The organism is Candidatus Pelagadaptatus aseana (assembly GCF_040362265.1).
In the GTDB taxonomy this organism is placed as follows: domain Bacteria; phylum Pseudomonadota; class Gammaproteobacteria; order Pseudomonadales; family Cellvibrionaceae; genus Pelagadaptatus; species Pelagadaptatus aseana.
On the sequence record NZ_BAABNJ010000007.1, the window covers coordinates 232,703 to 258,589 of the forward strand.

Annotated in this window: 20 protein-coding genes; 1 reads left to right on the top strand and 19 read right to left on the bottom strand. The window is 54.7% G+C overall.

Translation table 11 applies throughout. The annotated features are described in order from the left end of the window. Nucleotides 1-12: 12 nt before the first annotated feature. The 18 genes from secA to mraZ all read right to left on the bottom strand — a co-directional run bounded on the left by secA (nt 13) and on the right by mraZ (nt 21,891). On the bottom strand, nt 13-2,724 hold the full coding sequence (secA, locus tag ACPXV9_RS12445) for a preprotein translocase subunit SecA (RefSeq protein ID WP_423897561.1): 2,712 nt from the start codon (nt 2,722-2,724) through the stop codon (nt 13-15). A 107-nt stretch (nt 2,725-2,831) separates the two neighbouring features. Further along, nucleotides 2,832-3,761 carry a M23 family metallopeptidase gene (locus ACPXV9_RS12450; protein ID WP_423897563.1) on the bottom strand — a complete coding sequence of 310 codons (930 nt, stop codon included), beginning with the start codon at nt 3,759-3,761 and terminating at the stop codon, nt 2,832-2,834. A gap of 120 nt (nt 3,762-3,881) precedes the next feature. Beyond that, on the bottom strand, nt 3,882-4,796 hold the full coding sequence (gene lpxC, locus ACPXV9_RS12455) for a UDP-3-O-acyl-N-acetylglucosamine deacetylase (protein WP_423897565.1): 915 nt from the start codon (nt 4,794-4,796) through the stop codon (nt 3,882-3,884). Between the two features lie 229 nt (nt 4,797-5,025). After that, entirely contained in the window at nt 5,026-6,186 is a 1,161-nt protein-coding gene (gene ftsZ, locus ACPXV9_RS12460) for a cell division protein FtsZ (protein WP_423897567.1), read from the bottom strand. A gap of 47 nt (nt 6,187-6,233) precedes the next feature. Beyond that, nucleotides 6,234-7,478, bottom strand: coding sequence for a cell division protein FtsA (gene ftsA, locus ACPXV9_RS12465; RefSeq protein WP_423897569.1), 1,245 nt, complete (start codon nt 7,476-7,478; stop codon nt 6,234-6,236). A gap of 31 nt (nt 7,479-7,509) precedes the next feature. Then, complete coding sequence (locus ACPXV9_RS12470; RefSeq protein WP_423897572.1) at nt 7,510-8,382, bottom strand: cell division protein FtsQ/DivIB; 873 nt, start codon at nt 8,380-8,382, stop codon at nt 7,510-7,512. 19 nt (nt 8,383-8,401) lie between these two features. After that, on the bottom strand, nt 8,402-9,322 hold the full coding sequence (locus ACPXV9_RS12475; RefSeq protein WP_423897575.1) for a D-alanine--D-alanine ligase: 921 nt from the start codon (nt 9,320-9,322) through the stop codon (nt 8,402-8,404). 10 nt (nt 9,323-9,332) lie between these two features. Beyond that, nucleotides 9,333-10,763 (bottom strand): UDP-N-acetylmuramate--L-alanine ligase, encoded by a 1,431-nt coding sequence (gene murC / locus ACPXV9_RS12480; protein WP_423897577.1) that lies wholly within the window; start codon nt 10,761-10,763, stop codon nt 9,333-9,335. Next, nucleotides 10,756-11,850 (bottom strand): undecaprenyldiphospho-muramoylpentapeptide beta-N-acetylglucosaminyltransferase, encoded by a 1,095-nt coding sequence (gene murG / locus ACPXV9_RS12485; RefSeq protein ID WP_423897579.1) that lies wholly within the window; start codon nt 11,848-11,850, stop codon nt 10,756-10,758. Before murG ends, murC begins: the two co-directional genes overlap by 8 nt. Next, nucleotides 11,847-13,103 carry a putative lipid II flippase FtsW gene (gene ftsW / locus ACPXV9_RS12490; protein WP_423897582.1) on the bottom strand — a complete coding sequence of 419 codons (1,257 nt, stop codon included), beginning with the start codon at nt 13,101-13,103 and terminating at the stop codon, nt 11,847-11,849. The genes murG and ftsW overlap by 4 nt, the downstream gene beginning before the upstream one ends. Next, complete coding sequence (gene murD, locus ACPXV9_RS12495) at nt 13,100-14,443, bottom strand: UDP-N-acetylmuramoyl-L-alanine--D-glutamate ligase (protein WP_423897584.1); 1,344 nt, start codon at nt 14,441-14,443, stop codon at nt 13,100-13,102. Before murD ends, ftsW begins: the two co-directional genes overlap by 4 nt. A gap of 48 nt (nt 14,444-14,491) precedes the next feature. Then, nucleotides 14,492-15,574 carry a phospho-N-acetylmuramoyl-pentapeptide-transferase gene (gene mraY / locus ACPXV9_RS12500; protein WP_423897586.1) on the bottom strand — a complete coding sequence of 361 codons (1,083 nt, stop codon included), beginning with the start codon at nt 15,572-15,574 and terminating at the stop codon, nt 14,492-14,494. A 1-nt stretch (nt 15,575) separates the two neighbouring features. Further along, nucleotides 15,576-16,979 (bottom strand): UDP-N-acetylmuramoyl-tripeptide--D-alanyl-D-alanine ligase, encoded by a 1,404-nt coding sequence (locus ACPXV9_RS12505; protein ID WP_423897588.1) that lies wholly within the window; start codon nt 16,977-16,979, stop codon nt 15,576-15,578. Then, nucleotides 16,976-18,487 carry a UDP-N-acetylmuramoyl-L-alanyl-D-glutamate--2,6-diaminopimelate ligase gene (locus ACPXV9_RS12510; protein WP_423897606.1) on the bottom strand — a complete coding sequence of 504 codons (1,512 nt, stop codon included), beginning with the start codon at nt 18,485-18,487 and terminating at the stop codon, nt 16,976-16,978. The genes ACPXV9_RS12505 and ACPXV9_RS12510 overlap by 4 nt, the downstream gene beginning before the upstream one ends. Further along, a complete protein-coding gene (locus tag ACPXV9_RS12515; protein WP_423897590.1) occupies nt 18,487-20,211 on the bottom strand; it encodes a peptidoglycan D,D-transpeptidase FtsI family protein in 1,725 nt (574 codons plus the stop codon). The genes ACPXV9_RS12510 and ACPXV9_RS12515 overlap by 1 nt, the downstream gene beginning before the upstream one ends. Further along, nucleotides 20,208-20,480, bottom strand: a complete 273-nt coding sequence (ftsL, locus tag ACPXV9_RS12520; protein WP_423897609.1) for a cell division protein FtsL — start codon at nt 20,478-20,480, stop codon at nt 20,208-20,210. The genes ACPXV9_RS12515 and ftsL overlap by 4 nt, the downstream gene beginning before the upstream one ends. A gap of 11 nt (nt 20,481-20,491) precedes the next feature. Beyond that, complete coding sequence (gene rsmH, locus ACPXV9_RS12525; RefSeq protein ID WP_423897592.1) at nt 20,492-21,421, bottom strand: 16S rRNA (cytosine(1402)-N(4))-methyltransferase RsmH; 930 nt, start codon at nt 21,419-21,421, stop codon at nt 20,492-20,494. 11 nt (nt 21,422-21,432) lie between these two features. Beyond that, nucleotides 21,433-21,891 (bottom strand): division/cell wall cluster transcriptional repressor MraZ, encoded by a 459-nt coding sequence (gene mraZ, locus ACPXV9_RS12530; protein WP_423897595.1) that lies wholly within the window; start codon nt 21,889-21,891, stop codon nt 21,433-21,435. 542 nt (nt 21,892-22,433) lie between these two features. Here mraZ and ACPXV9_RS12535 point away from each other — a divergent pair. Continuing rightward, nucleotides 22,434-24,113: a response regulator gene (locus tag ACPXV9_RS12535; RefSeq protein ID WP_423897597.1), complete on the top strand. Its 1,680-nt coding sequence runs from the start codon at nt 22,434-22,436 to the stop codon at nt 24,111-24,113. Between the two features lie 6 nt (nt 24,114-24,119). Here the strand turns inward: ACPXV9_RS12535 and ACPXV9_RS12540 are convergent, their stop codons facing one another. After that, entirely contained in the window at nt 24,120-25,709 is a 1,590-nt protein-coding gene (locus ACPXV9_RS12540; RefSeq protein ID WP_423897598.1) for an ABC transporter substrate-binding protein, read from the bottom strand. Between the last annotated feature and the right edge of the window lie 178 nt (nt 25,710-25,887).

Below are 25,887 nucleotides of genomic sequence, written 5' to 3' on the forward strand. Positions count from 1 at the left end.
AACCAACGGCAATTAACTCAATTTGCCATGACACTGCTTGTACTTTTTGCCAGAACCGCAGGGGCAGGGATCGTTGCGGCCAACCTTGACACCTTCGCGCACGAAAGGTTGTGGCGCCTGTTCTTGATCCTGATCCTGTGCAGGCTCGGCGTCACCCATGGCGCTGGCCTGAGCATGCTGCAGCTGCATCTGCTGTTGCTCCATGGCGCGCACGCGCTCGGCTTCCATGGCATCCATTTCTTCCTGAGTGACCGGTTCAACGCGGGATAAAACCCGCACCACTTCGTGCTTGAGGTTTTCCAGCATATCCTGGAACAGCTCGAAAGATTCTCGCTTGTACTCTTGCTTGGGGTTTTTCTGACCGTAAGCACGCAAGCCAATGCCCTGACGCAGGTGATCCATATTGGCCAGATGCTCTTTCCACAGCATGTCGAGCACCTGCAGCATGATTTGTTTTTCAACCTCACGCATAACCTCACCAAACCGCTCGCATTTATCAGCATAAGCGGCTTGTGCGGTTTCAGTGATTTTGGCCACCAGTGTTTCTTCGTGGAGTTTTTTGTCTTCATCCAGCCATTGTTGCACCGGAATCTGCAGGCCCATTTCAGCCTCCAGATATTTTTCCAGACCCGGAACATCCCACTGCTCTTCAAGACTCTGCGGCGGAATAAAATCGCTGATCAGACTCGCCACCACATCATCACGAATGGCCGTTACGGTATCGGCAATGGAATCAGCTTCCAGCAGTTCATTGCGCTGTTGATAGACCACCTGACGCTGGTCATTGGCAACATCATCAAACTCCAGCAACTGCTTGCGGATATCAAAGTTGCGACCTTCTACTTTACGCTGCGCTTTTTCAATGGCATTGGTGACCATGCGATGTTCGATGGCTTCACCATTCTCCATCCCCAGAGCCTGCATAAAACCTCGCACTCGATCCGAGGCAAAGATCCGCATCAGACTGTCTTCCATCGACAGATAGAAACGTGACAAACCGGGATCACCCTGACGCCCCGCACGACCACGCAGCTGATTATCAATCCGGCGGGATTCGTGACGCTCCGTGCCAATAATATGCAGACCACCGGCCTCCAGTACTTGCTGATTGCGCTTTTGCCACTCAGCTTTCAGATCGGCAATTTTGCCTTCTGAAGGATTATCGAGGGCCGCCACTTCCGCTTCGAAGTTACCACCCAAAACAATATCGGTACCTCGACCAGCCATATTAGTGGCAATCGTCACGGCGCCTGGCTGTCCCGCCTGAGCGATAATTTCGGCTTCTTTCTGGTGGAACTTGGCGTTCAACACCTGATGCTTGATGCCCGCTTTTTTCAGTCGTACCGACATGGCTTCTGAGGACTCAATGGATGCCGTCCCCACCAGTACCGGTGCACCGGCTTCCATCAGAGATTTCACGTCCCGCACAATGGCGTCATACTTTTCCTCGATGGTAAGGTAAACCAGATCGTTAAGATCTTTACGCTGAATCGACTTATTGGTGGGAATCACCACCACGTCCAGAGCGTAAATCTGATTGAATTCGTAGGCCTCAGTATCAGCGGTACCGGTCATGCCCGCCAGTTTCGGAAACAGACGGAAGTAGTTCTGGAAGGTAGTGGAAGCCAGAGTCTGGCTTTCATTCTGAATGGACACACCCTCTTTGGCTTCCAGCGCCTGATGCAGCCCTTCCGACAAGCGGCGCCCGGCCATGGTCCGGCCAGTGTGCTCATCGATCAACACCACCTGACCATTCTGTACGATGTAATCCACATCTTTCTGGAACAGGGTATAAGCACGCAGGGCCGCGTGTACATGGTGCAACAAGCTCAGATTAGTCGCGGCATAGAGACTATCACCTTCCTGCAGAAGACCATCACTGGCAAGCAGCGATTCAACTTTCTCGTGCCCCTGCTCGGTCAGCTCCACCTGCCGGCTTTTTTCATCCACCACGTACTCGCCAGGCTCAGCCTCGGTTTGCGGCTTGAGCATAGGAATCAGGACATTCATGCGTTTATACAAACGCGAGCTGTCTTCAGCTGCACCGGAGATCACCAGTGGCGTTCGCGCCTCATCAATAAGAATCGAATCCACCTCATCGACGATGGCAAAGTTCAGTGGTCTCTGCATCTTATCTTCACGACGCAGAGCCATATTGTCGCGCAGATAATCAAAACCGAATTCGTTATTGGTGCCATAGGTGATATCGGCCTGATAGGCGTCGTACTTGGTTTGCGGGTCTTGCTGAGATTGCAAAATGCCCACTTTAAGTCCCAAAAACTCATACAGCGGGCGCATCCAGTTGGCATCCCGGCCAGCCAGATAATCGTTCACCGTCACAATATGAACGCCCTTGCCAGATAAGGCATTGAGATAAACCGCCAGAGTAGCCATCAAGGTTTTACCCTCACCGGTACGCATCTCGGCGATACGGCCCTCATGCAAAGTGATGCCGCCAATCAGCTGAACATCAAAGTGGCGCATTTCCAGCACCCGGCGACTGGCTTCGCGACATACCGCGAAAGCTTCTGGCAAGATCGAGTCGAGACTTTCGCCGCCCTGTACACGACCTTTGAATGCTTCGGTTTTGGCCGTCAGCTGCTCATCGGATAACGCCTGCAACTCTGGCTCCAGCTCATTAATGCGCTGAACCAGCTTGCCCATACGTTTAAGTTCGCGATCGTTTTTCGTGCCAAAGACGGCCTTGACCATTTTGCCAAACATGAGAATTTCCGTTTAAAACTGTAGTAATAATGAATTATGAGTATGCAGCCCAAATGCCGGCCACAGTAAACCGAAAGGTGCCTGCAGACGCAAGCAAAAAGGGGGAATTATCGGTTGGTTCGGTGGATATAAGCAGCAGGATCTACCGCACGGCCGTGCTTGTAGACTTCAAAGTGAACATGAGGGCCGGTAGAACGACCACTCGATCCCATCAGGGCAACCACCTGCCCTTTTTTAACCACGTCACCCACCTTCACCAGATTATCGGTATTGTGTGCGTAACGGGTTGAGAAACCATTACCGTGGTTGATCTCAACCATCTTGCCATAGCCATGACGCTCACTGGCCCAGGTCACTACGCCGGCGGCAACAGCGACAATGTCCGAGCCCAGCTTGCCGGCAAAGTCGACACCACTGTGCCAGGCGATTTGACCGTTAAACGGGTCGGTGCGACGACCATAGCGAGAAGACATCCAGCCTTTTTTGATCGGTCGACCAGCCAAGAAAACATCGCGCTGGATTTTGCGGTTAGCCAGCAACGCCTCAAGGGTTTCTAGCTGCTGCTCACGACTGGCAATCTGATCGGTTAACTGACCGATTACATCGAGAAAATCAGGTGCCTGATAGGCCTCACCCAAATCGACACTTTCCGGACCACCCACAGCCGGAACCTGACTGAAATCGAACTCACCCTTATCAAGTTTGGCGATAGTGGTCAGACGCTCACCCAGAGCATCCAAACGCAACAGGCGAGCCTGCAACTCAGCCATGCGCAACGTCAGCGCCGCCAGCTGCTCTTCGGCATCACGCTTGGTGGTTTTAATTTGGGATTCTTGCTCAGCCAGCGCCTCGTTCCACACCTTGGTGGAGTCACTGGTGAAGATATCGGAGCCATCGCCTCTGGCCAACTCGGTACCAATCCAGGCACCCACAATCGGCAACCCCAGTAAACAGGCAGATACGACGGCACGAGTCCATCCCCCAAAGGAGAGACTGCGGGTGCGGCCGTGGCGTTTACTGACGATGATGACTTTCATTATGTTTTTTTCTCGGCTGACTCAACCGTGCCTTTTTCTACAATATGACATAGAAAACAAGGAATTACCAATCCCTATTCAGACACTGGTTGAGCTTATCGCAGCAACTCCGATCAGTTGTTAGCCGACAGCCAGAATTGGCTTAATGTAAGAAATAGGCGCTTCAGCCTCATCTTCAAAGGTCACCATTTCCCAGGCATCTTCCTGGGCAATCAACTGGCGCAGCGACATATTATTCAGCGCATGACCGGACTTGTGAGCCTTGAACTCACCAATCAGGCTATTACCCAGCAGATACAGATCACCAATGGCATCGAGAATCTTGTGCTTAACGAATTCGTCTTCGTAGCGCAGGCCGTCTTCGTTGAGAATGCGGTACTCATCCACCACGATGGCATTGTCGACACTGCCACCCTTGGCCAAACCCTTGGAGCGCAGGTATTCAATTTCGTGCATAAAGCCGAAAGTGCGGGCCCGACTGACCTCTTTAACGAAAGAAGTACTGGAAAAGTCTACCGCGGCATCCAGCGTGCGCCCCTGGAAAACCGGATGATCAAAATCAATCGAAAACGATACTTTAAAGCCTTCAAACGGCAAGAAGCTGGCTTTTTTATCACCATCTTCAACAACCACAGGGCGCTTGATACGGATAAATTTCTTCGGCGCGTCCTGCTCTTCGATACCTGCAGACTGGATCAGGAACACAAACGGACCAGCACTGCCGTCCATAATGGGTACTTCTGCAGCACTCAGCTCGACAATGGCATTATCAATGCCCATGCCTGCCATGGCCGACAGCAAATGCTCTACGGTTGAAACCCGGACATCGCCTTTCACCAGCGAAGTCGACAGAGTGGTATCACCCACATTCTCGGCCGTAGCTTTAATTTCAACAACAGGATCCAGATCCACACGGCGAAAAACGATACCGGTATCAGCGGGGGCCGGCAGCAGGGTCAAATAAACCTTATCACCGGTATGCAGGCCAACGCCTGTGGCGCGAATGGCATTTTTAAGGGTGCGCTGTTTGATCATAAATCTGTCTCAATCAAAAAACTGTGAAAAAAAGATGCGGCATGATAGCAAAATAACCCGCCCAGCACCATCCTCACGGGGCCTGGAGCGGCATCCGTGCTCAAGAGGGTATTAGAGAAGACTCCAAAACCACCGTAAGGTTCGACTCGGTTCTGCGACCTTCATCACAGAAATGATCTCACTCAGACAGGCTTTGCAATCCTCCGCATCCAGTTTTTAACGGCTTCGATCAATCCGCCTGACGACGCAGGAAGGCGGGAATATCCAGATATTCCATATCTTCCTTACCTTCAGTCATTGGCTTCTGGGCAACCGCCGCAGATCCCTGACGCATAACCGTGGGACGATCCAGTGCCGCGTAATCCGGTTTACCGGTAGTACGGGAGGTATTATCGACCACCACTTTGGTTTCCAGTGGCTCACGCGCCGCCGCAACACCACCCAGACCAGTCGCTACCACAGTAACGCGCAACTCGTCGCTCATTTCAGGATCAATTACGGTACCCACCACCACAGTGGCATCGGCTGAGGCAAATTCTTCCACGGTATCACCAACCTCAGAGAATTCACCCAGAGACAGATCCAGACCAGCGGTAATATTAACCAGAATGCCGCGAGCACCTTCGAGATTAACGTCTTCCAGCAGCGGGCTGCGAATGGCGGCCTCGGCGGCTTCACGAGCACGATCTTCGCCCGTAGCACTGCCGGTACCCATCATCGCCATACCCATCTCGGACATCACCGTTTTCACGTCTGCGAAATCGACGTTGATCATGCCCGGACGGATAATCAGGTCGGCAATCCCCTGCACCGCACCCAACAGAACATCATTGGCAGCCTTGAAGGCATCCAGCAACGAAGTCGCCTTACCCAGCACGGCCAGCAATTTTTCGTTTGGCACGATAATCAGTGAATCAACATTTTCCTCGAGTGCTTTAATGCCCGCCTCGGCGATGGCCATACGCTTCTTGCCCTCAAACGGGAAAGGCTTGGTCACCACCGCCACAGTCAGAATACCCAACTCTTTGGCCACTTCTGCCACAACAGGGGCCGCACCGGTACCGGTACCACCGCCCATACCGGCAGTAATAAAGACCATATCGGCACCCTGCAGGACTTCGGCGATGCGATCGCGATCTTCCATGGCAGCCTGACGCCCGACTTCCGGATTGGCACCCGCGCCCAGCCCCTTGGTCATATTGCTACCCAACTGCAAAACCGTGCGGGTATCAATATCTTTCAATGCCTGGGCATCGGTATTGGCGCACACAAACTCTACGCCCTCGATGTGATTGGCAATCATGTGCTTAACGGCGTTACCGCCACCACCACCGACGCCCACCACTTTAATTTCCGCGTTTTGCGGTACGTTATCAACGAGTTCAAACATGGTTTTCCCCTCTCTTTCTTCCCCTAAGAAATTGCAAAAAATTGTTATTAAAAGCTTTCCTGGAACCAGGCCTTAGCCCGTCCCCAGAAGGATTCTTCTGTTGGCGCCTTGACCGACTTCTTGGTCACTACCGCCCCGTCATAACTCTGCTGCTTGGCGTAATGCAGCAGCCCCACACCGGTCGAATAAATGGGATTGTTGACAATATCCGTCAGACCACTGACATTCTGTGGCGCCCCCAAGCGCACTGGCATATGGAAAATTTCTTCCGCCAGCTCAACCACACCTTCCATCTTGGCGGTACCACCGGTCAGCACAATGCCTGCGGCAATCAAGTCTTCAAAACCACTGCGACGCAACTCGGCCTGCACCAGAGTAAACAGCTCGTCGTAACGTGGCTCGACCACCTCGGCCAACGCCTGACGAGACAGATCGCGCGGCGCCCGATCACCCACGCTGGGCACTTTAATGGTTTCGTTTTCACCCGCGAGCTTAGCCAGCGCACAGGCGTATTTGATTTTGATTTCTTCCGCGTGTGGCGTTGGCGTACGCAATGCCATGGCAATGTCATTGGTTACCTGATCACCGGCAATCGGAATAACGCCAGTATGGCGAATCGAGCCCTCGGTAAAGATGGCGATATCCGTTGTGCCGCCACCGATATCCACCATGCACACACCCAGCTCTTTTTCGTCATCGGTCAGTACGGAATAACTGGAAGCCAACTGCTCCAGAATAATTTCTTCCACTTCCAAACCGCAGCGCTTGATGCACTTCTCAATGTTCTGCGCGGCATTAACCGCGCAGGTGACCAGGTGTACCTTGGCCTCCAGTCGCACACCGGACATACCCAACGGCTCTTTTACGCCTTCCTGTTCATCGATCAGGTATTCCTGCGGCAGGATGTGCAGGATTTTTTGATCTGCGGGAATGGCCATGGCCTGAGCCGCATCAATGACTCGCTCAACATCCTCTTCAAAGACTTCTCGGTCCTTGACTGCGACGATGCCATGGGAATTGAGACTGCGAATATGACTGCCCGCAATACCGGCATAGACCGAGTGAATCTGACAACCCGCCATCAGCTCCGCCTCTTCGATCGCCCGCTGAATGGATTGCACCGTGGATTCAATATTTACCACCACGCCTTTCTTCAACCCGGTAGAACGATGCGAACCGATACCGACAATCTCCAACTCACCTTCCGCTGAAACTTCCCCGACAATGGCGACCACTTTGGATGTGCCAATATCCAAACCAACGATCATTCTGTTTTCATGTACCTGCGCCATTATCCTGCCTCTTGAATGGACTGCTCTTTAATCATTTTTTCTTTTTGGTCTCACCGCCCTGCTGACCTTCCAGCCAGGACACGGCAACACCGGTTTCGTATCTCAGATCGATGGCATCGACTCGCTGCCACTGACCTTTTAATTGTTTCTGATAGACCAGCAAAAAGTGCTCTACCTTTTCCATCAATCTGTCGCGACCGACGGTGACCACCTTATCGCTCAATGTCATCTTCCAGCTGCCCGTGCTGTCGCAATGCAGCTCCGTCATCGTCAAGCCCTGCGCACCAAACACCTGCATCAACGCCTGATAGCGATCCATCACCGCTTCAGCCATTCCCCCTGCACCGGTGAGCTGCGGCAACGCCTGCAAGGCATTGAGCATGCGATTGTGGCTATCGAGCACAATCACTTCACCGCGGTGATTCAGCACACTGTCCTGATTCCAGCGAGCGATGGGTTTGTGCTCCACCACCGTGACCACCAGAGTGCTGGGCCAGCGGCGCTGAACCGCCACCCGATCCACCCAGGGGTTGTGCTTGAGTTCAACCCCAATGGCATCGAGATCAAGCGCCAGAAAACCCGCGTCAATCGCCGCCGTAATTTCCTGTTCAATCTGCTGACGCGGGACATAGTTAAAATCTCCCTGCACCACCACATTGCTGACCGGTTTGCCGGTCCAGTAGAGCCAGTATTCGCGACCGAAGTACCCGACCGCTGCAACAACACCGAGCAACAACACCAGCTTGAGCAATCGCAACAGCGCTATAAAAAACGCCTTGATCGATCCTTTACTCCTCGACTGCTCAACTTCTCGCCGATTGCTGTTTCGGGTGGCCCCCTTGGTACCACCGGTTTTTGCTTTGCCCTTTACTGCCCCACTGGTTTTGTCTTTTGTCTTTTTCATCCGTGCGAAATCTCACGCACTATTGCGCCTGCATCAAAATATTGCAGACCAGCTCTTCAAAGCTCATACCCTTTTGTTTCGCTGCCATAGGCACCAGACTGTGATCGGTCATACCGGGCACCGTGTTTACCTCCAGCACATAAAAGTTGCCTTGGGCATCGGCCATAAAATCAGCCCTGCCCCAGCCGGAACAACCCAGCGCCTGAAACGCCCGCAACGCCAACTTCTGTAACTCCGCCTCCTTTTCTGCCGGCAAGCCGCAGGGGCAGATGTAGCGGGTATCATTGGCGATGTACTTGGCGTTGTAATCATAAAACTCGTGATCCGTCTCCAGACGAATGGCCGGCAGCGCCTCGCCATTCAAGACCGCGACGGTGTACTCCGAGCCGACAATGACCTGCTCGGCAAATACCCGGTCATCGTATTCACGGGCCTTGCGATAAGCCGGCAATAACGCCTCTGCCGATCCGACCTTGCTCATGCCAATACTGGATCCTTCATGGGCCGGCTTGACCATCAATGCCTCACCCAATTCCGCCACCACCTGAGCCAGGCCCGCTTCATCGGTTAAAGGTCGGTACGCCGGTGTCGGAATGCCACTGCCAGCGAAAATCTGCTTGCTGTACCACTTATCCAGCGCCAACGCAGACGCTTCTACGCCACTGCCGGTGTAGGGAATATTCAAAAATTCCAGCAGCGCCTGCATCCGGCCGTCTTCACCCCCGACGCCGTGCAGGGCAATAAAAGCCCGATCCACTTTTTCCTGGTGCAGACGATCGACAATGTCATCGCCCACATCAATCAGCACCGCATTCACACCAGCACTCACCAGCGCGTCAAACACGGCTTTGCCACTCTTTAGTGACACGTCACGCTCGGCAGACTGCCCTCCGTAGAGAACGGCGACCCGACCAAATTGACTGCTATCGACCTGTGTCATCGCTAAGCCCTTACTGCAACTTTCTCTGTGCCAATTGCTGACACAGAGCACCGACACTGCCGGCCCCCTGGGTCAGAACTATGTCGCCGGGCTGTACCAGCTTGGCAACCACTTCAGGTACTGCGTCTACGGTTTCTACAAACACGGGGTCCACGCCTCCGCGGCTGCGAATGCTGCGACACAAGTGCCGGCCATCGGCACCGGGTACCGGCTCCTCTCCGGCGCTGTAGACCTCAAGCAACACCAGAGCATCCACCTGGGACAGAATTTCTACAAAATCTTCATACAGATCCCGCGTCCGCGAATAGCGGTGCGGCTGGAAAACCATCAACAAGCGGCGCTCCGGCCAGCCCTGACGAATAGCGGAAACGGTTGCCTGCAATTCCCGGGGATGATGCCCATAGTCATCCACCAACATGGCTTCACCCTTGGTGGCTTCACCAACCTCATAGTTGCCATACACCTGAAAGCGTCGACCAACTCCCTGAAACCCTTCCAGACCAGACTTGATCGCCGCATCGGAAACGCCCTCATCGGTGGCCACAGCGATAGCCGCCAATGCATTGAGAATATTGTGCTGACCGGGCATGCCCAGGGTAATACTCAGGGGCGCGTGGCCATCGGGGCGGAATACTTTAAATGTCGAAGACGATCCGGTTTGAGCCACTTCCACTGCGCGATAATCGTTGTGCCCTGCAAAACCGTACGTCACTGTCGGACGGGCAATATCCGGAATAATTTCTCGGACCACCGGATCATCGCCGCACACTACAGCCAATCCGTAAAAAGGCAGATTGTGCAGAAACTCGATAAACGTCTTCTTCACATTGGCAAAATCGCCGTCATAGGTATCCATATGATCGGCATCGATATTGGTGACGATCGACACCATGGGCTGCAGATGCAAAAACGAGGCATCACTTTCATCGGCCTCAGCCACCAGATAGCGACTGGCACCCAATTGGGCGTTACTGCCTGCACTATTCAGCAAGCCTCCGATGACGAATGTTGGATCCAGATCGCCAGCCGCCAGCACCGAAGCCAACAGGCTGGTGGTGGTGGTTTTGCCATGAGTACCGGCCACGGCGATACCGTGACGATAGCGCATCAATTCACCCAGCATTTCGGCACGACGCACAATCGGGATACGACGCTCACGGGCGGCAATCATTTCCGGGTTGCTCTCATCCACGGCCGAAGAATTAACCACCACATCAACACCCTTGATGTTACTGGCGCTGTGACCAATAAAAATTTGTGCACCCTTGGCCTGCAGGCGCTGGGTTACCGCTGAAACATTCAGGTCTGAGCCGGAAATGCCATAACCCTGATTAAGCAGAACCTCAGCAATACCACTCATACCGGCACCACCGATGCCGATAAAGTGGATCTTTTTAATCCGGCGCATTTCCGGAATTTGAATAATATTTTGGTTAGCCATGGGCTTTCTCTCTGTAGGCTTGCTGACAATACCCGGCCACTTCATGGGCCGCCTGCGGCATTGCCAACTGCTTGGCATTAGCGGCCATCTGGGCGGCCTTTTCTGTTCCTGCCAATTCAATCGTTTCTTTCAGTTTTGCTGCTGTCAGTTGTTCCTGCCGGCACATCAGCGCGGCATCATTGTTCACCAACCACTCGGCGTTTTTGGCCTGATGATCGTCAATGGCGTAAGGGTATGGCACCAACATGGCGGCACGACCGGCCATGGTTAATTCCGACACGGTCAAAGCCCCGGCCCGACAAATCACCAGATCGGCCCACTCATAGGCCTTGGCCATATCCTCGATAAATGGCCGAACATTGGCCTCCACTCCTGACTCGGCGTAACTCTGCTGCGCTTCATCAATCAAGCGCGTGCCGCACTGGTGTAAAATTTCCGGCCTCTGCTCAACCGCCATCAGGGCGATGGCCTGTGGTACCAACTGATTTAACGCCCGGGCGCCGAGACTGCCACCGAGCACCAACAACCGTGCCGGCCGTTCTGCCTGTGGGGTTGCAAGGGCTGCTACCGAGCCGATTTCACTGCGCACCGGATTGCCCACATGCACCGCATTGGGCAAACTGCCGGGAAACGCCTCCAGACAGAAGCGGGCCACTCTGGCCAACCAGCGATTGGTGGTACCCGCCACGGCATTCTGTTCGTGAATCACCACAGGAATGCCCAAGGTTTTGGCGGCTACCCCACCGGGCCCGGAGGCAAAACCTCCCAATCCGAGCACCACATTGGCGCCTTCGCGCCGCAAAACTTTTCTTGCCTGCATCACGGCCGACAGCAATTTGAAAGGCGCCTTCAGCAACGCCATCAGGCCTCGCCCGCGCACGCCCTCGATGGTCAGGCAGTTGAGCTCAATGCCCGCCTTGGGCACCAGATCCGCCTCGATGCCACGGGCGGTGCCGAGCCAGCAAACCTCAGCGCCGCCTTGACGCAACTGCTCAGCGACGCTTAGCGCCGGAAATACATGGCCCCCGGTACCGCCGGCCATCACCACCGCCTTCATCCCCTGATAAGGCATTGCCTGCGACGTCATGCGGCCACCTCCAGAGTCGGGATGCCATCGTTGGTCTCAGCCTGCGCCACCGCCGGCTGCTTAGCCTTGGCGTTTTTAACTGAACGCCCCCGCGGTGACGCCGGAGCCTGTTTCATTTCCCAATCCAGACGCAGCACCAGCGCCATCAAAGTACAGGAGACCAGCAAACTACTGCCGCCATAGCTGATAAAGGGCATAGTCAGCCCCTTGGTAGGTAACAGCCCCGAGGCGACGCCGACATTGATAAACGCCTGCCCGGCAAACATCACCACCACAGCAAACGCCACCAACCCTGAAAACAACCGGTCCGATGCAAATGCATTGCGTGCAATACCGAGCACCCGGCCCACCAGTGCTGCAAAAATCAGCAACAGGCACAGCACACCGATCAACCCCGTTTCCTCGGCAATGATGGCCACAATAAAATCGGTGTGGGCCTCTGGCAGGTAAAACAGTTTTTGCACGCTGTTGCCCAGACCAAGGCCAAACCATTCACCACGACCAAAGGCAATCAACGACTGGGTTAACTGATAGCCGCTGTTGAACTGATCGGCCCAGGGATCCAGAAAGGTAATCAATCGCTGCATCCGGTAAGGCGACAACACCGCCATCAGAGCCAAGCCAGCAAGGGCCAGCAACACCAGAGTCACAAACTTGACCAGCTTGACACCCGCCATAAACAACATGGCCATCACCGTACCGGCCAGCACCACCGAACTGCCGAAGTCCGGCTCCAGCAGCAACAGCAAAATCACCACGGACAGCACCATCAACGGCTTAACCAGCCCCTTCCAGCTGGCGGTAATCTCCTGCTGACGGCGGGATAACAGACTGGCAAAAAATACGATCATGCAAAATTTCGCCACTTCCGAGGCCTGCAGATTCATGACCCCCAAGCGCAACCAGCGGCGGCTGCCATTAACCTCTTTGCCGAGGCCGGGAATCAGCACCAGCAGCAACAATCCCAAGGTGACAATCAACAGCAATCCGCCATAGCGCTCCCAGAACGAAACCGGTATTGCTGCCACCACCAGTCCGGCCAACAGCCCCATTGACAGGTACAACAGGTAGCGCTTGGTAAAGAACCAGGTATCACCGTAAACGGTTCCCGCATGCGAGACGGAAGCCGAGGTAACCGCCACCAGACCTATGGACATTAACGCCAGCACCAGCGTAACCAGAGTCCAATCAATGGCTTCAAACCAGGCTTGTTGTCCCATCATGGGCACCGGCGGTATGGCAGAAATCTTCATGAGATCGCCTCCCTGACCGCCGCCACAAACGCCTCACCCCGCGCCTCAAAGCCACTGAACATATCGAAGCTGGCACAGGCAGGCGACAGCAAAATATCATCATCGACTTGTGCCATAGCCTGCGCCTTAACTACGGCATCGGCCATATCCACCCCATGGACTATGGGTACCGCGCCGGACACTGCCGCTTCGATCAGACCGGCGTCTTCGCCAATCAGCACCAGACCCCGACACTGTTGCAGAGGCCCTCTTAAGCCAGAAAAATCGGCGCCCTTACCAACACCGCCAGCAATCAAAACGATTTTGCCACTGGCTTTGGCCAGACCATTCAAGGCCGCCAACGTGGCCCCCACATTGGTGCCCTTGGAATCGTTGTAATAATTGATGCCATTGGCCTCGGCGACCCACTCACAACGATGCGGCAACCCTTTGAACGCTTTCAGGGTATCGAGCATGGGCTGCATCTCGAGCCCGGCCGCATGCCCCAACGCCAGTGCCGCCAGAGCATTGTCCAGACTGTGACGGCCAGGCATACGCACTTCCGATGCGGGCATCAACGCTTTGAATTCAAACGCCAACCACTCCTGTCCACCCTTATTGAGCAAACCAAAGCCATGGCGATCAGGAGCATTCAAGCCGAAGGATAGACGCTCCACACCCTCAGCCAGAGGCGGGTTGGTCAGTGGATCGGCGCGATTGACCACCACTTTTTTCGCACCAAAGTAAATTTTCTGCTTGGCACGGTGGTAGTGCATCAATGAGTCGTAGCGATCCATATGATCTTCTGACACATTCAGCACGGTCGCCACAGCCGCACCCAGGTTATCAATGGTCTCGAGCTGAAAGCTCGATAATTCCAGCACATACAAGTCGTTGGGCTGCTCGAGCAAATCCAGCACCGGCACACCGATGTTGCCACCCACACCCACCTGCTTGCCGGCTGCTTTGGCCATCTCTCCCACCAGCGTGGTCACGGTAGACTTGGCATTGGATCCGGTAATCGCAATCACCGGTTCTGTGACCTGGCGCAGAAACAGCTCAATATCGCCCACCAGAGAAACACCTTCCTCGCGAGCCTGAAGCAGAGCGGGCAGCTCGGGACAGATACCCGGGCTCAACACAATTTCTTTTACCGCACACAGAGTCTCCGGGTTCAGCTCACCCAGTTCATAATTCAGGTTCGGATATTCCTGCAAAATGTCTTGCAAGGCCGGAGGTTGCTCGCGGGTATCAAGCCACACAAAGGCCTCGCCTTGAGACGATAAATAGCGCGCAACAGAGCGGCCGGTCACTCCCATGCCGACAATCGCTGTTACCTTGTTAGTCGCTATCATGTCCATTCAGACAATCCCAATACCCTTGCTTATGTTCTGTGCGTTTGTTCGCTGTTAACGCAGTTTCAATGTTGCCAGACCAAACAGCACCAGCATCACGGTAATAATCCAGAAGCGCACAATCACGCGCGGCTCTGGCCAACCTTTTAATTCGTAGTGATGGTGCAACGGCGCCATCCGGAAGATGCGCCTCCCGGTCAACTTGTATGAAGCTACCTGCAGAATCACCGAGACGGTCTCCATGACAAAAATGCCGCCCATAATAAAGAAGACAATTTCATGGCGGACAATCACCGCAATCACACCCAGTGCTGCCCCCAGAGCCAACGCACCGACATCCCCCATAAACACCTGAGCGGGGTATGTGTTAAACCATAAAAAGCCCAATCCGGCGCCACCCAGTGCCGCACAGAACACCACCAACTCACCGGCGCCGGCGATGTAGGGAATGTGCAAATAGCGGGCAAATTCCGCGTGCCCTACCAGATAAGCGATCACGCCCAGCGCACCGCCCACCAGCACGGTTGGCATAATCGCCAGACCATCGAGACCATCGGTCAGGTTCACAGCGTTACTGGAACCCACAATCACAAAATAAGTCAGCACAATGAAAAACGGGCCCATATCGATGGCCACGTTTTTAAAGAAAGGCACAATCAATTGAGTCTCTGCCGGCGAGGTCGCCGTGTAATAGAGATACAAGGCCGCACCGAGACCGGCCACCGACTGCCAAAAATACTTCCAGCGCGCCGGCAAGCCACGGGAGTTGGATTCAATCACCTTGCGGTAATCGTCCACCCAGCCAACAGCGGCAAAAATGGCGGTGACAATCAGCACCAACCAGATATAGCGGTTGCTCAAATCACCCCACAACAGGGTGCTGATAAAGATGGAGGCCAGAATCAGGGTGCCGCCCATCGTTGGTGTACCGGACTTACTCAGGTGGGATTCCGGACCATCGTCTCGCACCGACTGGCCAATCTGCAGTTCGTTGAGCTTGCGAATCATCCAGGGGCCCAACAACAGCGAGATAGCCAACGCCGTCAACACGCCAAGGATCGCTCTCAGGGTCAGATACTGAAACACCCCGAAGAAGGAAGCGTATTGTTGCAGATACTCTGCGAGAATCAGGAGCATGTCAGTTATCCTCGTTCGTCGTCAGACTTTTCACGACGTCTTCCATGTGGGCACTGCGTGAGCCCTTGATTAAAATTACCGACTCAGACCAAAGCTGAGACTTCAAAAAATTCTGGGCCTGCTGCTTGTTGGCGAAACGGCGCACGCTCTGATTGGCCGTGGCACCCTCGGCAAACCCCTCGGCAATCGCCGCGGCGTTATCCGAAACCACCACCAGCGATGGCACACCCAGTCGACGGAGATCCTGCCCCAGCTTGCGCAACGCCTCGAGTCGGCGCACGCCCAGTTCCGCCAGGTTACCCAGCACCAAAGTGACTTTTTTACCCTGGCGATCGAAGTCCATCAGCACCTGCGCCGCGGCCAGCACCGAACCGGGATTGGCGTTATAGCTGTCATCGATCACCAGCAGATCGTCGGACACCCGACGGGCCTGCATGCGACCTTTAACCGCTGTGACCGATTCAAGACCAGTGACAATGTGCGCCAGCGAGATACCCGCAGCATAGGCACAACAGGCCGCCGCCAGAGCGTTGGCCACATTCTGCTTGCCCATCACAGGCAGACAAACCCGACCGGTCTCATCGCCTATGGTCAGATCAAAGGCATAGCCCCCACTGCTTTCCAGGGTCACGTTGCTGGCATAGCAATCACTGTCAGTGGCACTGGTGGAAAAGCGCATCACCTTAACATCAGGGCGATCCTCTGCCAGCCACTCCAGCCAACCCGGCGCGTAGCGATCGTCCCCATTGACCACAGCCACACCGCCCTGACGCAGATGGCGATAAATTTTCGATTTTTCTTCGGCCACACCGTCTTCAGAACCAAAGCCCTCAAGATGGGCCGCAGCCACATTGTTCACCAGCGACACCTGCGGTTGCGCCAGCGAAGCCAGATAATCGATCTCGCCCATGCCACTGGCACCGAGCTCAACCACGGCGTACTCATCACCCGGCTCAATCGCCAGCAGGGTTTGCGGCGCGCCGATGTGATTGTTCAAATTGCCCCGGGTGACAGCCACCTGACTGTGCTGCTGCAGAATCACCGACAGCATTTCCTTGACGGTGGTTTTGCCACAACTGCCGGTCAGGGCCAGCAGTATTCCGGTGTACGCCTCGCGATTGATGCGACCCAGATCACCCAGTGCACGCGTTGTATCAGCGACCAGCAATTGCGGGGCCTCAACCCCTTCCACCGGATTGCTGACCACGGCGGCCACAGCTCCCTGCGCAATGGCACTGGCGACAAAACGATGGCCATCAAAATTCTCACCCTTGAGCGCCACAAACAGATCGCCGGACTGAATGGTGCGGGTATCGGTACTGACCCGGGTAAAACTGGCGTCATCACCAATCACCCGGGCACCCATGGGCCCGGCAACTTGTGACAGAGAGAGAGCCTTGATCATGGTTGCGCCTCCATGCGCTTGCGCAGCGCCAACCGGGCACAGGCAAAATCACTGAACGGCAACTTGTTGTCGCCAACTATCTGATAGTTTTCATGCCCCTTACCGGCCAACAAAACAATATCCCCGGCCCCCGCCTGAGTGATCACCGTTTCAATGGCCTGCGCACGATCAACCATAACCGACACTCGCTGCTCGGTCGTAAAACCCTGACGAATCTCTTCTATAATCGCCAGAGGGTCCTCCGAGCGGGGATTATCACTGGTCACCAGCACCTGATCTGCCAGTGCTTCAGCCAATGCCGCCATCATCGGACGCTTGCCCTGATCGCGGTCACCACCACAGCCGAACAGACACCAGATTTTGCCACTGGCGTGCTTTCTCAGAGCCTTCAGGGCGGCACTCAGGGCATCGGGGGTGTGAGCAAAATCCACAACCACCGAAATATCCGAAGCAACCGTTACGGTCTCCAGTCGGCCTGAGACCGGCTGCAAATCGGCCAGTCGAACAACGATGTCTTCAACTTCGTACCCACAGGCGTATGCCGCGGCAGTTACCGACAGCACATTATGCAAATTAAAATCCCCCCACAGCGGGATCCGCACCGGGAATTCCCCCTCAGGCGTGCACAACTGCGCGGTAATACCCTGAGCGTGATAAGCAAGCTCACGGGCATAAAAATCTGCCGCCGGATCAAGCAGAGACGTCGTAATGATGTCGCTGTGACAGGCAGAGGCAAACTCATCAAAATAGGCATCATCGCGATTGAGGACGACCTTCTTCAGCGACGCAAACTTCATCAGCTCACACTTTGCCGCCACATAACTGGCCTCATCACCATGAAAATCCATGTGATCGCGGCTGATGTTGGTCATCACCGCCACATCAAATTCCAGCGCACTGACGCGCCCCAAAACCAGTGAATGGGAGGACACCTCCGCCACCACCGCTTTGACATCAGCCGCGACAAAATCCCCCAGAATCTCCTGAAACTGGATGGCATCGGGTGTCGTCATGCCGGTGTAGTTCAATTCCTCGCCCACCCGGCCATAACCCAGGGTTCCGATACTCGCCACAGCCCCACGACCAGCATCATTGAGACCGCCGAGCAGCTGCGCCAACCACTGACTGCAACTGGTCTTACCATTGGTACCGGTAATACCAACCAGAGTCACTGCTTTAGAAGGCTGGTTAAAATAGCGCCCCGCCACCTCACTTAGCTGACCGCGCAGATCAGGCACCGACACAATCAGACATCCCTGACGAGTCTCAAAATCAACCGCAGTCGAATCTGATTCACTTAAAACAAGCGTCGCACCCTGGGCAATGGCGACATCGATAAACGCCCGCCCATCAACCCGGGCACCGGGCAGCGCCACAAAGCAATCACCAGACCTCAGATCACGACTGTCGAGACACAGGCGTCCAACCACCACATCGGCGTACTGCGCTGCAACAACGTCAGGCAGCAATTGCGACAAGGTAACCTGCTCTGTAACGGAATAGGCCATCACGTCCAGGGCCTCCCTGTTGCGGCGGCCACACTGATCTGAGGCGGCACATTCATCAGCCGCAGCGCAGACTCCGCCACCCGGGAGAAAACCGGGGCGGCCACTTCACCGCCGTAATACTTGCCGCTCTTGGGGTCATCCACCACAACCACCGCCACCACCCTTGGCGCTTCAGCCGGAGCCATGCCGGCAAAGATGGAGATGTACTGATCGTCGGCATAGCCCTCAGCCGTCACCTTGTGAGCCGTACCGGTTTTACCCGCTACCGGATAACTGGCAATTTGCGCCTGCTTGCCGGTACCACCTGGCAATACTACGGTTTTCAGCATATCGATAATCTGGCGACTGACCCGGGCAGACACCACACGCTCGCCGGGCACTGGCTCATCGTGGCGCAGCAGTGAAACCGGTTTTCTCATACCGTGATTAGCGATCACCGCATAGGCCTGCGCCAACTGCAATGGCGTGACACTCATGCCGTAACCAAAGGCAAAGTTGGCCCGCTCAATTCGAGTCCAGCGGGATTTATTGGGCAGCACACCAATGCGTTCACCGGGAAAACCAATGGCGGTACCCTGCCCCAACCCCATCCGGAAATAGATATCGCGAATCGTGTCCAACTCAAGATCCAGCGCCAGCTTGCTGATACCCACCTGACTGGACTTGGTAATCACCTTGGTCAGATCGATCTTGCCGTAATTGATGGGGTCGAGCAGTGTTTTGTTATCAATATGAATGTAACCGGGACTGGTATCGATAACCGTTCCGGGGCGATAGCGACCAGTCTCCAGCGCTGCCATCACCGTCAAGGGCTTCATGGTTGAGCCCGGCTCAAACTGATCGGTAATGGCACGATTGCGCAACGATGCCACCCGGATGCGAGCCCGATCATTGGGGTTATAGGCGGGCTGATTGGCCATGGCCAGCACCTCGCCGGTTTTCACATCCAGCAACACCACCGATCCGGCCGCAGCCGAATGCTCAGCCACCGCTCGCTTCAGCTCCCGATGCGCCACATACTGCATGCGCAAATCGATGCTCAGCCGTATGTCCTGCCCGGGCTTGGGCGCCTGCACCAACCCGGCATCCTTGATCACATGACCCTTAAGATCCTTAATTAAACGCTTGGACCCGGCCTGCCCCTGCAGCCACTCATCAAAGGCCAGCTCCAGCCCTTCCTGACCCTTGTCATCAATATTGGTAAAGCCAACCACATGGGCTGCCACCTCACCCGCCGGATAGAAGCGCTGATACTCGCGACGACCGTAGACCCCGGGCAAGCGCTGAGCGAGAATTTGCTGCGCCTGATCCGGCGCCATATTGCGTTTGAGGTACATAAATTCGCGACTGGCGTACTGCGCTATCTTATTTGCCAGCGAGTCACGCTCCACCCCCAACTGCCCGGCCAGAGCCTGCAAATCAGCCACACTGCCCGACCACTCCTGAGGATTGAGCCACAATGTCTGCAACGGCGTACTGACAGCCAGAGGTTCGCCATTGCGATCGGTGATCACACCGCGATGGGCTGCCAAACCCTCAATACGGACCGTACGCGCATTGCCCTGCCCCTGCAGAAATTCAAAACCGCGATCCTTGCCCGGCACCACTTGCAACAGCGCAACATGCCACAACAACAACAAAACCAGCGCGCACAGCAGCACCAACACCAGCGCAAAACGCCAGCGTGGTACCGTCACAGTCTCTGCTGCCTTGTTATTTTTCACGGTTTAACCATCACCAATTGCTCCCCCTGAGGAAGCGTCATATTCAATTTTTCAGAGGCCACAGCCTCGATACGCCCATAAGCCGACCAGGTACTCTGCTCCAGCAGATAGCGACCCCAATCGACGTGCAATTGCGCCGCCTCGCGCCGCAAAACCTCCAGTTGATCCAATCGGCTCCGGGATTTATGGCTGACCGACACAACCGCCAGCGCACTCACCAGAACCAACCCCCACAACACCGCGACAGCTACAACCCGCTTATTGAGCATCACCACTGTCGCTACTGTATTTTTTCAGCCACGCGCATAATGGCACTGCGCGACCGGACATTGACCGCCACCTCATCAGCGCTGGCCTTTACAGCCTTGCCGACAGACTTAAGCCGCTTATTCAGTTGCGATTCCATCACCGGCACACCTTTGGGCAACACCTGACCTCGCTCATGCCGGCGAATAAACCGCTTGACCATGCGATCTTCCAGCGAGTGAAAACTGATCACCACCAAACGACCGCCCGGTTTCAGAACCTCCAGCGCCTGATCCAGAAACGCTTCCAGATCAGCCAATTCTTCATTGATAAAAATCCGGATTGCCTGAAATGCCCGGGTCGCCGGATGCTTGCCTTTCTCCCAGGCAGGGTTGGCCTCGGCAACGATATTGGCCAACTGCAACGTTCTCTCTATCGGCTGCTCCTGACGAGCAGACACAATGGCCGCCGCCATCCGTCGAGCGAAACGCTCCTCGCCGTAGACTTTCAGCACCCGGGCAATATCCGCCTCTTCCGCACTATTGACCCAATCCGCCGCACTGATACCCGCTTCGGTATTCATGCGCATATCCAGCGGACCATCCTGCAAAAAACTGAAGCCCCGCTCAGCCTCATCCAGCTGTGGCGACGACACCCCGAGATCCACCAGAACACCATCCACGGCACCGATCAGATCTCGACCATCAATAAATTGTTGCAACTGAGCAAAAGAGCCATGCTCAATATCAAAGCGCCCATCGTCTTTATTTAATTGCAGGCCAGCCTCAATGGCTCTGGGATCCTTATCGATACCCAGCAACCGACCTCGCTCACTCAACCCCTCGAGCACCAGCCGACTGTGACCGCCGCGCCCAAACGTGCCATCAACGTAAAAGCCGCTCTCATCCACAACCAGCGCATCCACGGCCTCTTGCAACAGGACCGTAACGTGTTTATCACTCATGGCGTTCACTCTTACAGCGACAGCGACAGCATTTCGGCGGGCATTTCATCATCGTCATCCGCCTCGTCCAGCCAGGCCGCCCAGCGTGTCTCACTCCACAGCTCCAGCTTGTTACCCTGACCAATCAACATCAATTTTTTATCCAGCCCCGCGTATTCGCGCAGCGTCGGTGGCACCAGCACCCGGCCATTACCATCCATCTCCAATGGTGTGGCATGCCCCATCAGCAAACGCTGAGTGCGCTGAGCCTTTTTATTAAAGGTGGGAAGAGCCTGAATCTTGGGCAGAATTTCCTGCCACTCAGGCTCTGGATATACCCACAAACATCGCTCTCCCCCTTGGGTATCGGGATTCACAGTAATCACAATCTTTCCCGCACAGGCATCCGCCAGCGTTTCGCGAATGCGCGCCGGTATCGCCATACGCCCTTTGGCGTCCATGCTGATTGAATGACTACCTAGTAAGTGCACCTTTCCCCCGAATTGCGCAGCTGTACGTGATTAAAAATCCCACTATTACCCACATATATCCACTTTTTCCCACACCGCCACTATAAATCTGCACAATGCAAAGTCAAGGACAATTCCGGGGAAAAAAGCGACATCTGGCAGCGATCTGCAGCAAACGGGTCGACATCAAGTAAAAAAGGAAAAGTAAATAAATATAAAGAACAACAAAATCAAAGCAATAGAGAGCAAACTTAAAGTAACTTCTTAAGTTTGATATTTTTTCGGAAAGCAAAAGGATTGCAGATAGAGAAATAAATTATAAGACGACCAGAAAATCGCAAAAGAAACGCTGCGGCAGACCGATAACTTTCAGGCCATGAAACCGAAGCGGAGCTCAGAATAACTCAATCTGACCAATATTCAACCCCCGGTCGCGACCGCCCATCAAAAACCGGCGAAGGGTTTAGCGACACCAGCAAGTTCTAACGCGTATACTAAAGAACCTTTGATCGCAGCCACAAGCCATTCAAGCTAACGCCATAACGAGCACGCAACCAACCCCAATGAAACATATCGACATCATTAAACTCTATCACGACAAGTCCTGCCTGATCGTTGATGACCAACCCACGATCCGGACCAGCCTGAAAGAGATGATGATTGCCTTTGGCATCGAAACTGTCGACACCGCCGCCACCAGCGAACAAGCCATAGAGCTCTGCGAGAGACGCTCCTACGACCTGCTTCTGTGCGATTACAATCTGGGCGAAGGGCAGGACGGCCAGCAGGTTCTGGAAGAGCTGCGCTATCGCAAACTGCTGCGCAACAGCAGTATGTTCATCATGGTCACCGCCGAGCGGGCTCGGGATATGGTACTCGGCGCCCTGGAATTCCAGCCCGATGACTACCTGAGCAAACCCGTTACCCAGTCACTGCTGCAAAAACGGCTGACACGCTTTATCCTGCGCCATGAAGACCTGTTGCCAATCAAGCGCGCCATCGACAACCAGAACCACAGTCAGGCACTGGAGATCTGCCAACAGAAAATCGACAACCAGGAAAAGTATCAGGGCAGCTATCTGAAAACCAAGGGCGAACTGCTGCTGGAAATGGGGCTGTTTGAGGCCGCTGAAAGCTTTTACCGCGAATGCATGAAAGAGCGTGAGCAGGTCTGGGTAAAACTCGGACTGGGACGCGCTCTGCTTGAGCAGAACAAATACCCCGGCGCCGAGAGCACACTCAAAGAGGTGATCAGCCATGACGAGCGCTTTGTCGAAGCCCACGACATGCTGTCTGCCCTGTACGAAAAAAATGGCGAACTGGACAAAGCCCAACACGCCATGGAGGATGCCGCGCGCATCTCCCCCAAATCCGTCGTCAGACAACGTCACCTGGCCAATCTGGCCCATAAGAACAACAACCTGAAACTCAGTCTGCGCGCCCATCGCGCAGCCCTTAAGGTCGGCGAGCACTCCTGCCGCTATTCACCCCAGGACTACTACGACGTTATCGACGGCCTGATGGAGGCCCCGGCAGACAACGCCAACGAGCGCGCCAAAAATATTCAAAACTCGGAAATGTACCTGCGCCGGGTCGAGAAGAAACACCCGGGCGACCCGGCCATCAAAATGCAAACGGCCGCCAGCCGCGCGCGACTGCTGCTGAGCCAGGGCAAGGTCGACGAAGCCCAAAAGTTTCTCGAACAGGCCATGGATCTCTACGAACACGGCAGCAGTTCAGCCTATGCTGAAATTGAACTGGCACAAACCCTGATCAAAAATGAAGAAGAACCGCTGGCCACGGAAATACTGGTCAAAACCGCCCAGGCCAACCCCGACGATTCAGATATTTCCGACCGGGTGGACCGCCTTGGCGAAGAGCCCATCAGCAAGCAAGGCCGCAAGCTGGCCGCGGACATCAACAAAAAAGGCATTGGATTATTTGATGAAGGCCACTTTGACGAATCCATTGAAACCTTTATTCGCGCCAGCAACCTGTTCCCGCGCTACATTGGCCTGCATCTGAACATTGCCCAGACAGCACTGGAAAAATTAAAACAGGAACCGGAAGACCAGCACGCCAAAGACGTCATCGCCATGCGACTGGAAACCTGTCAGGGCATGAAGCAGAGCAACAAACACTTCCCCCGCTACCTGCACCTGATAGAAACCAGCCTCAAGCGAAAAATACCGCTGGAGAGCCTCTATCAGCTGGAAAAAGAAAAGCAGGAAGAGCCGGAGTAACCCTTTTTACTCCTCGGACCAGACCACCACACAATTACGGCCGCCAGCCTTTGCCTGATATAACACCGTATCGACACAGTGAAATTCGCGGCCATCAATCTGTTCTGACCACTCCACAATACCAAACGACGCCGTTACATCGATGGATTCACCTGAAGGCAACTCAAAGTTTCTCTCACTGATCAGGCGCCGCAGCCGCTCGGCAAGATTACGCGCCTCTTGCTCTGCCGTCCGCGGCAACAACAACACAAACTCCTCACCACCAAAGCGAGCCACAAAATCACTCTCGCGCCGGGTACGCTGCATCAACCCGGCAAGATGCTGCAACACATCATCGCCCACCAGATGCCCGTATCTGTCATTAACGCGTTTAAAGTGATCCAAATCCACCATCACCAGGGAAAAAACATCCCCATAGCGCCGGGCCTTGGAAACCTCGACATCAAGGGCATTCATAAACGCCCGGCGATTCGCCAAACCCGTCAGGGCATCGGTATCGGCCAGCATACGCATTTGTTCTTCGGCCTCTTTGCGGCGATGCACCTCTCTGACCAACTTGCGATTCAAATGCAAAACAACCAGAGCCACGGCAACCGCAATCAATGCCACGGCAGCCAAAACCACCAACCCCAATCGCAAGCGTTCATTAACAATCACCGGCAAGCGGAACATAAAGCCATCGAGACGCAGGGTATCACTGATCATACCCTGCTGCTGAAACACCTCAGCCATGGCCAGAAAGCGCTGATCATGCATGTGCCCCAACGGCACCAGATCCGATTGAATCAGGCTGCGCACCACATTGGCCTCATAGCGCAAATGATTCAGTGACTTGGACGACTGATATTCATTCTTGATCAGATGAATAATCTCTTCGGGATGATTCAGCGCATACTGCCAACCCTTGAGCGAAGCCTGTCGAAACCTCTCGACCCGATTGGGGTTTTCCCTTGCCGCCTGCTCGGTGGTAAACAGAATATCGCTGTAGAAATCGACACCGTAATCACGGGGATTGAGCACGTTAAACGCCACGCCCTGGCGCTCGAGAAAATAGGGCTCATTGGACAAATAGGAGTTGAATGCATCCACCCGACCATCGACAAGATCCGTGAGATCGTAAGAACTGTCGATCAAGCGAATTTGATCCGCTTCAAGCCCCACCGCCCGAAACATCGCATGAAAATCTGCGTCGGCCCCGCCCTTAACCAGCATCACATTTTTATCTTTGAGCAACACCGGGTGATTGATGGCGGAATCTTTCAAGGTGAGTAATACCGAAGGCGAATGCTGGTAGACAGCCGCCAAAGCCACCAGAGGCTGCCCTTTAAGGCGCTCCAGTAACACCTCACCGTTGCCCTCGGCAAAATCTGCACGCCCGGACAACACCTCGGAAACCGGTTGCCGGTCGGGAGCACCGGCGACAATGGTTACATCAAAACCCGCCTCGCGATAAAAACCCTGCTGTTTGGCCGCATAGTAACCCGCAAACTGAAACTGATGATGCCAGCGCAACTGCATGGTGACCTGCTCCAGATCATCCGCTCGCAACGTCCCTGACAGCCCCAGCAACAGCAGCAACAAACACAAAAACTTCATAACCAACCAATCCGTGGTCCCAACATCTGTTGATGAATTTCCGCCAACATTAACGATATTTCAAGCGGCATGGAGGTGTCTGAACGGAAGAAAAATGGGATTGGTCGATAAGCCCCGACCCATCAAAAACAGCGGATCGAGCTCTGCTCGCGACAGAACCCGGCACACCTGCACGTGA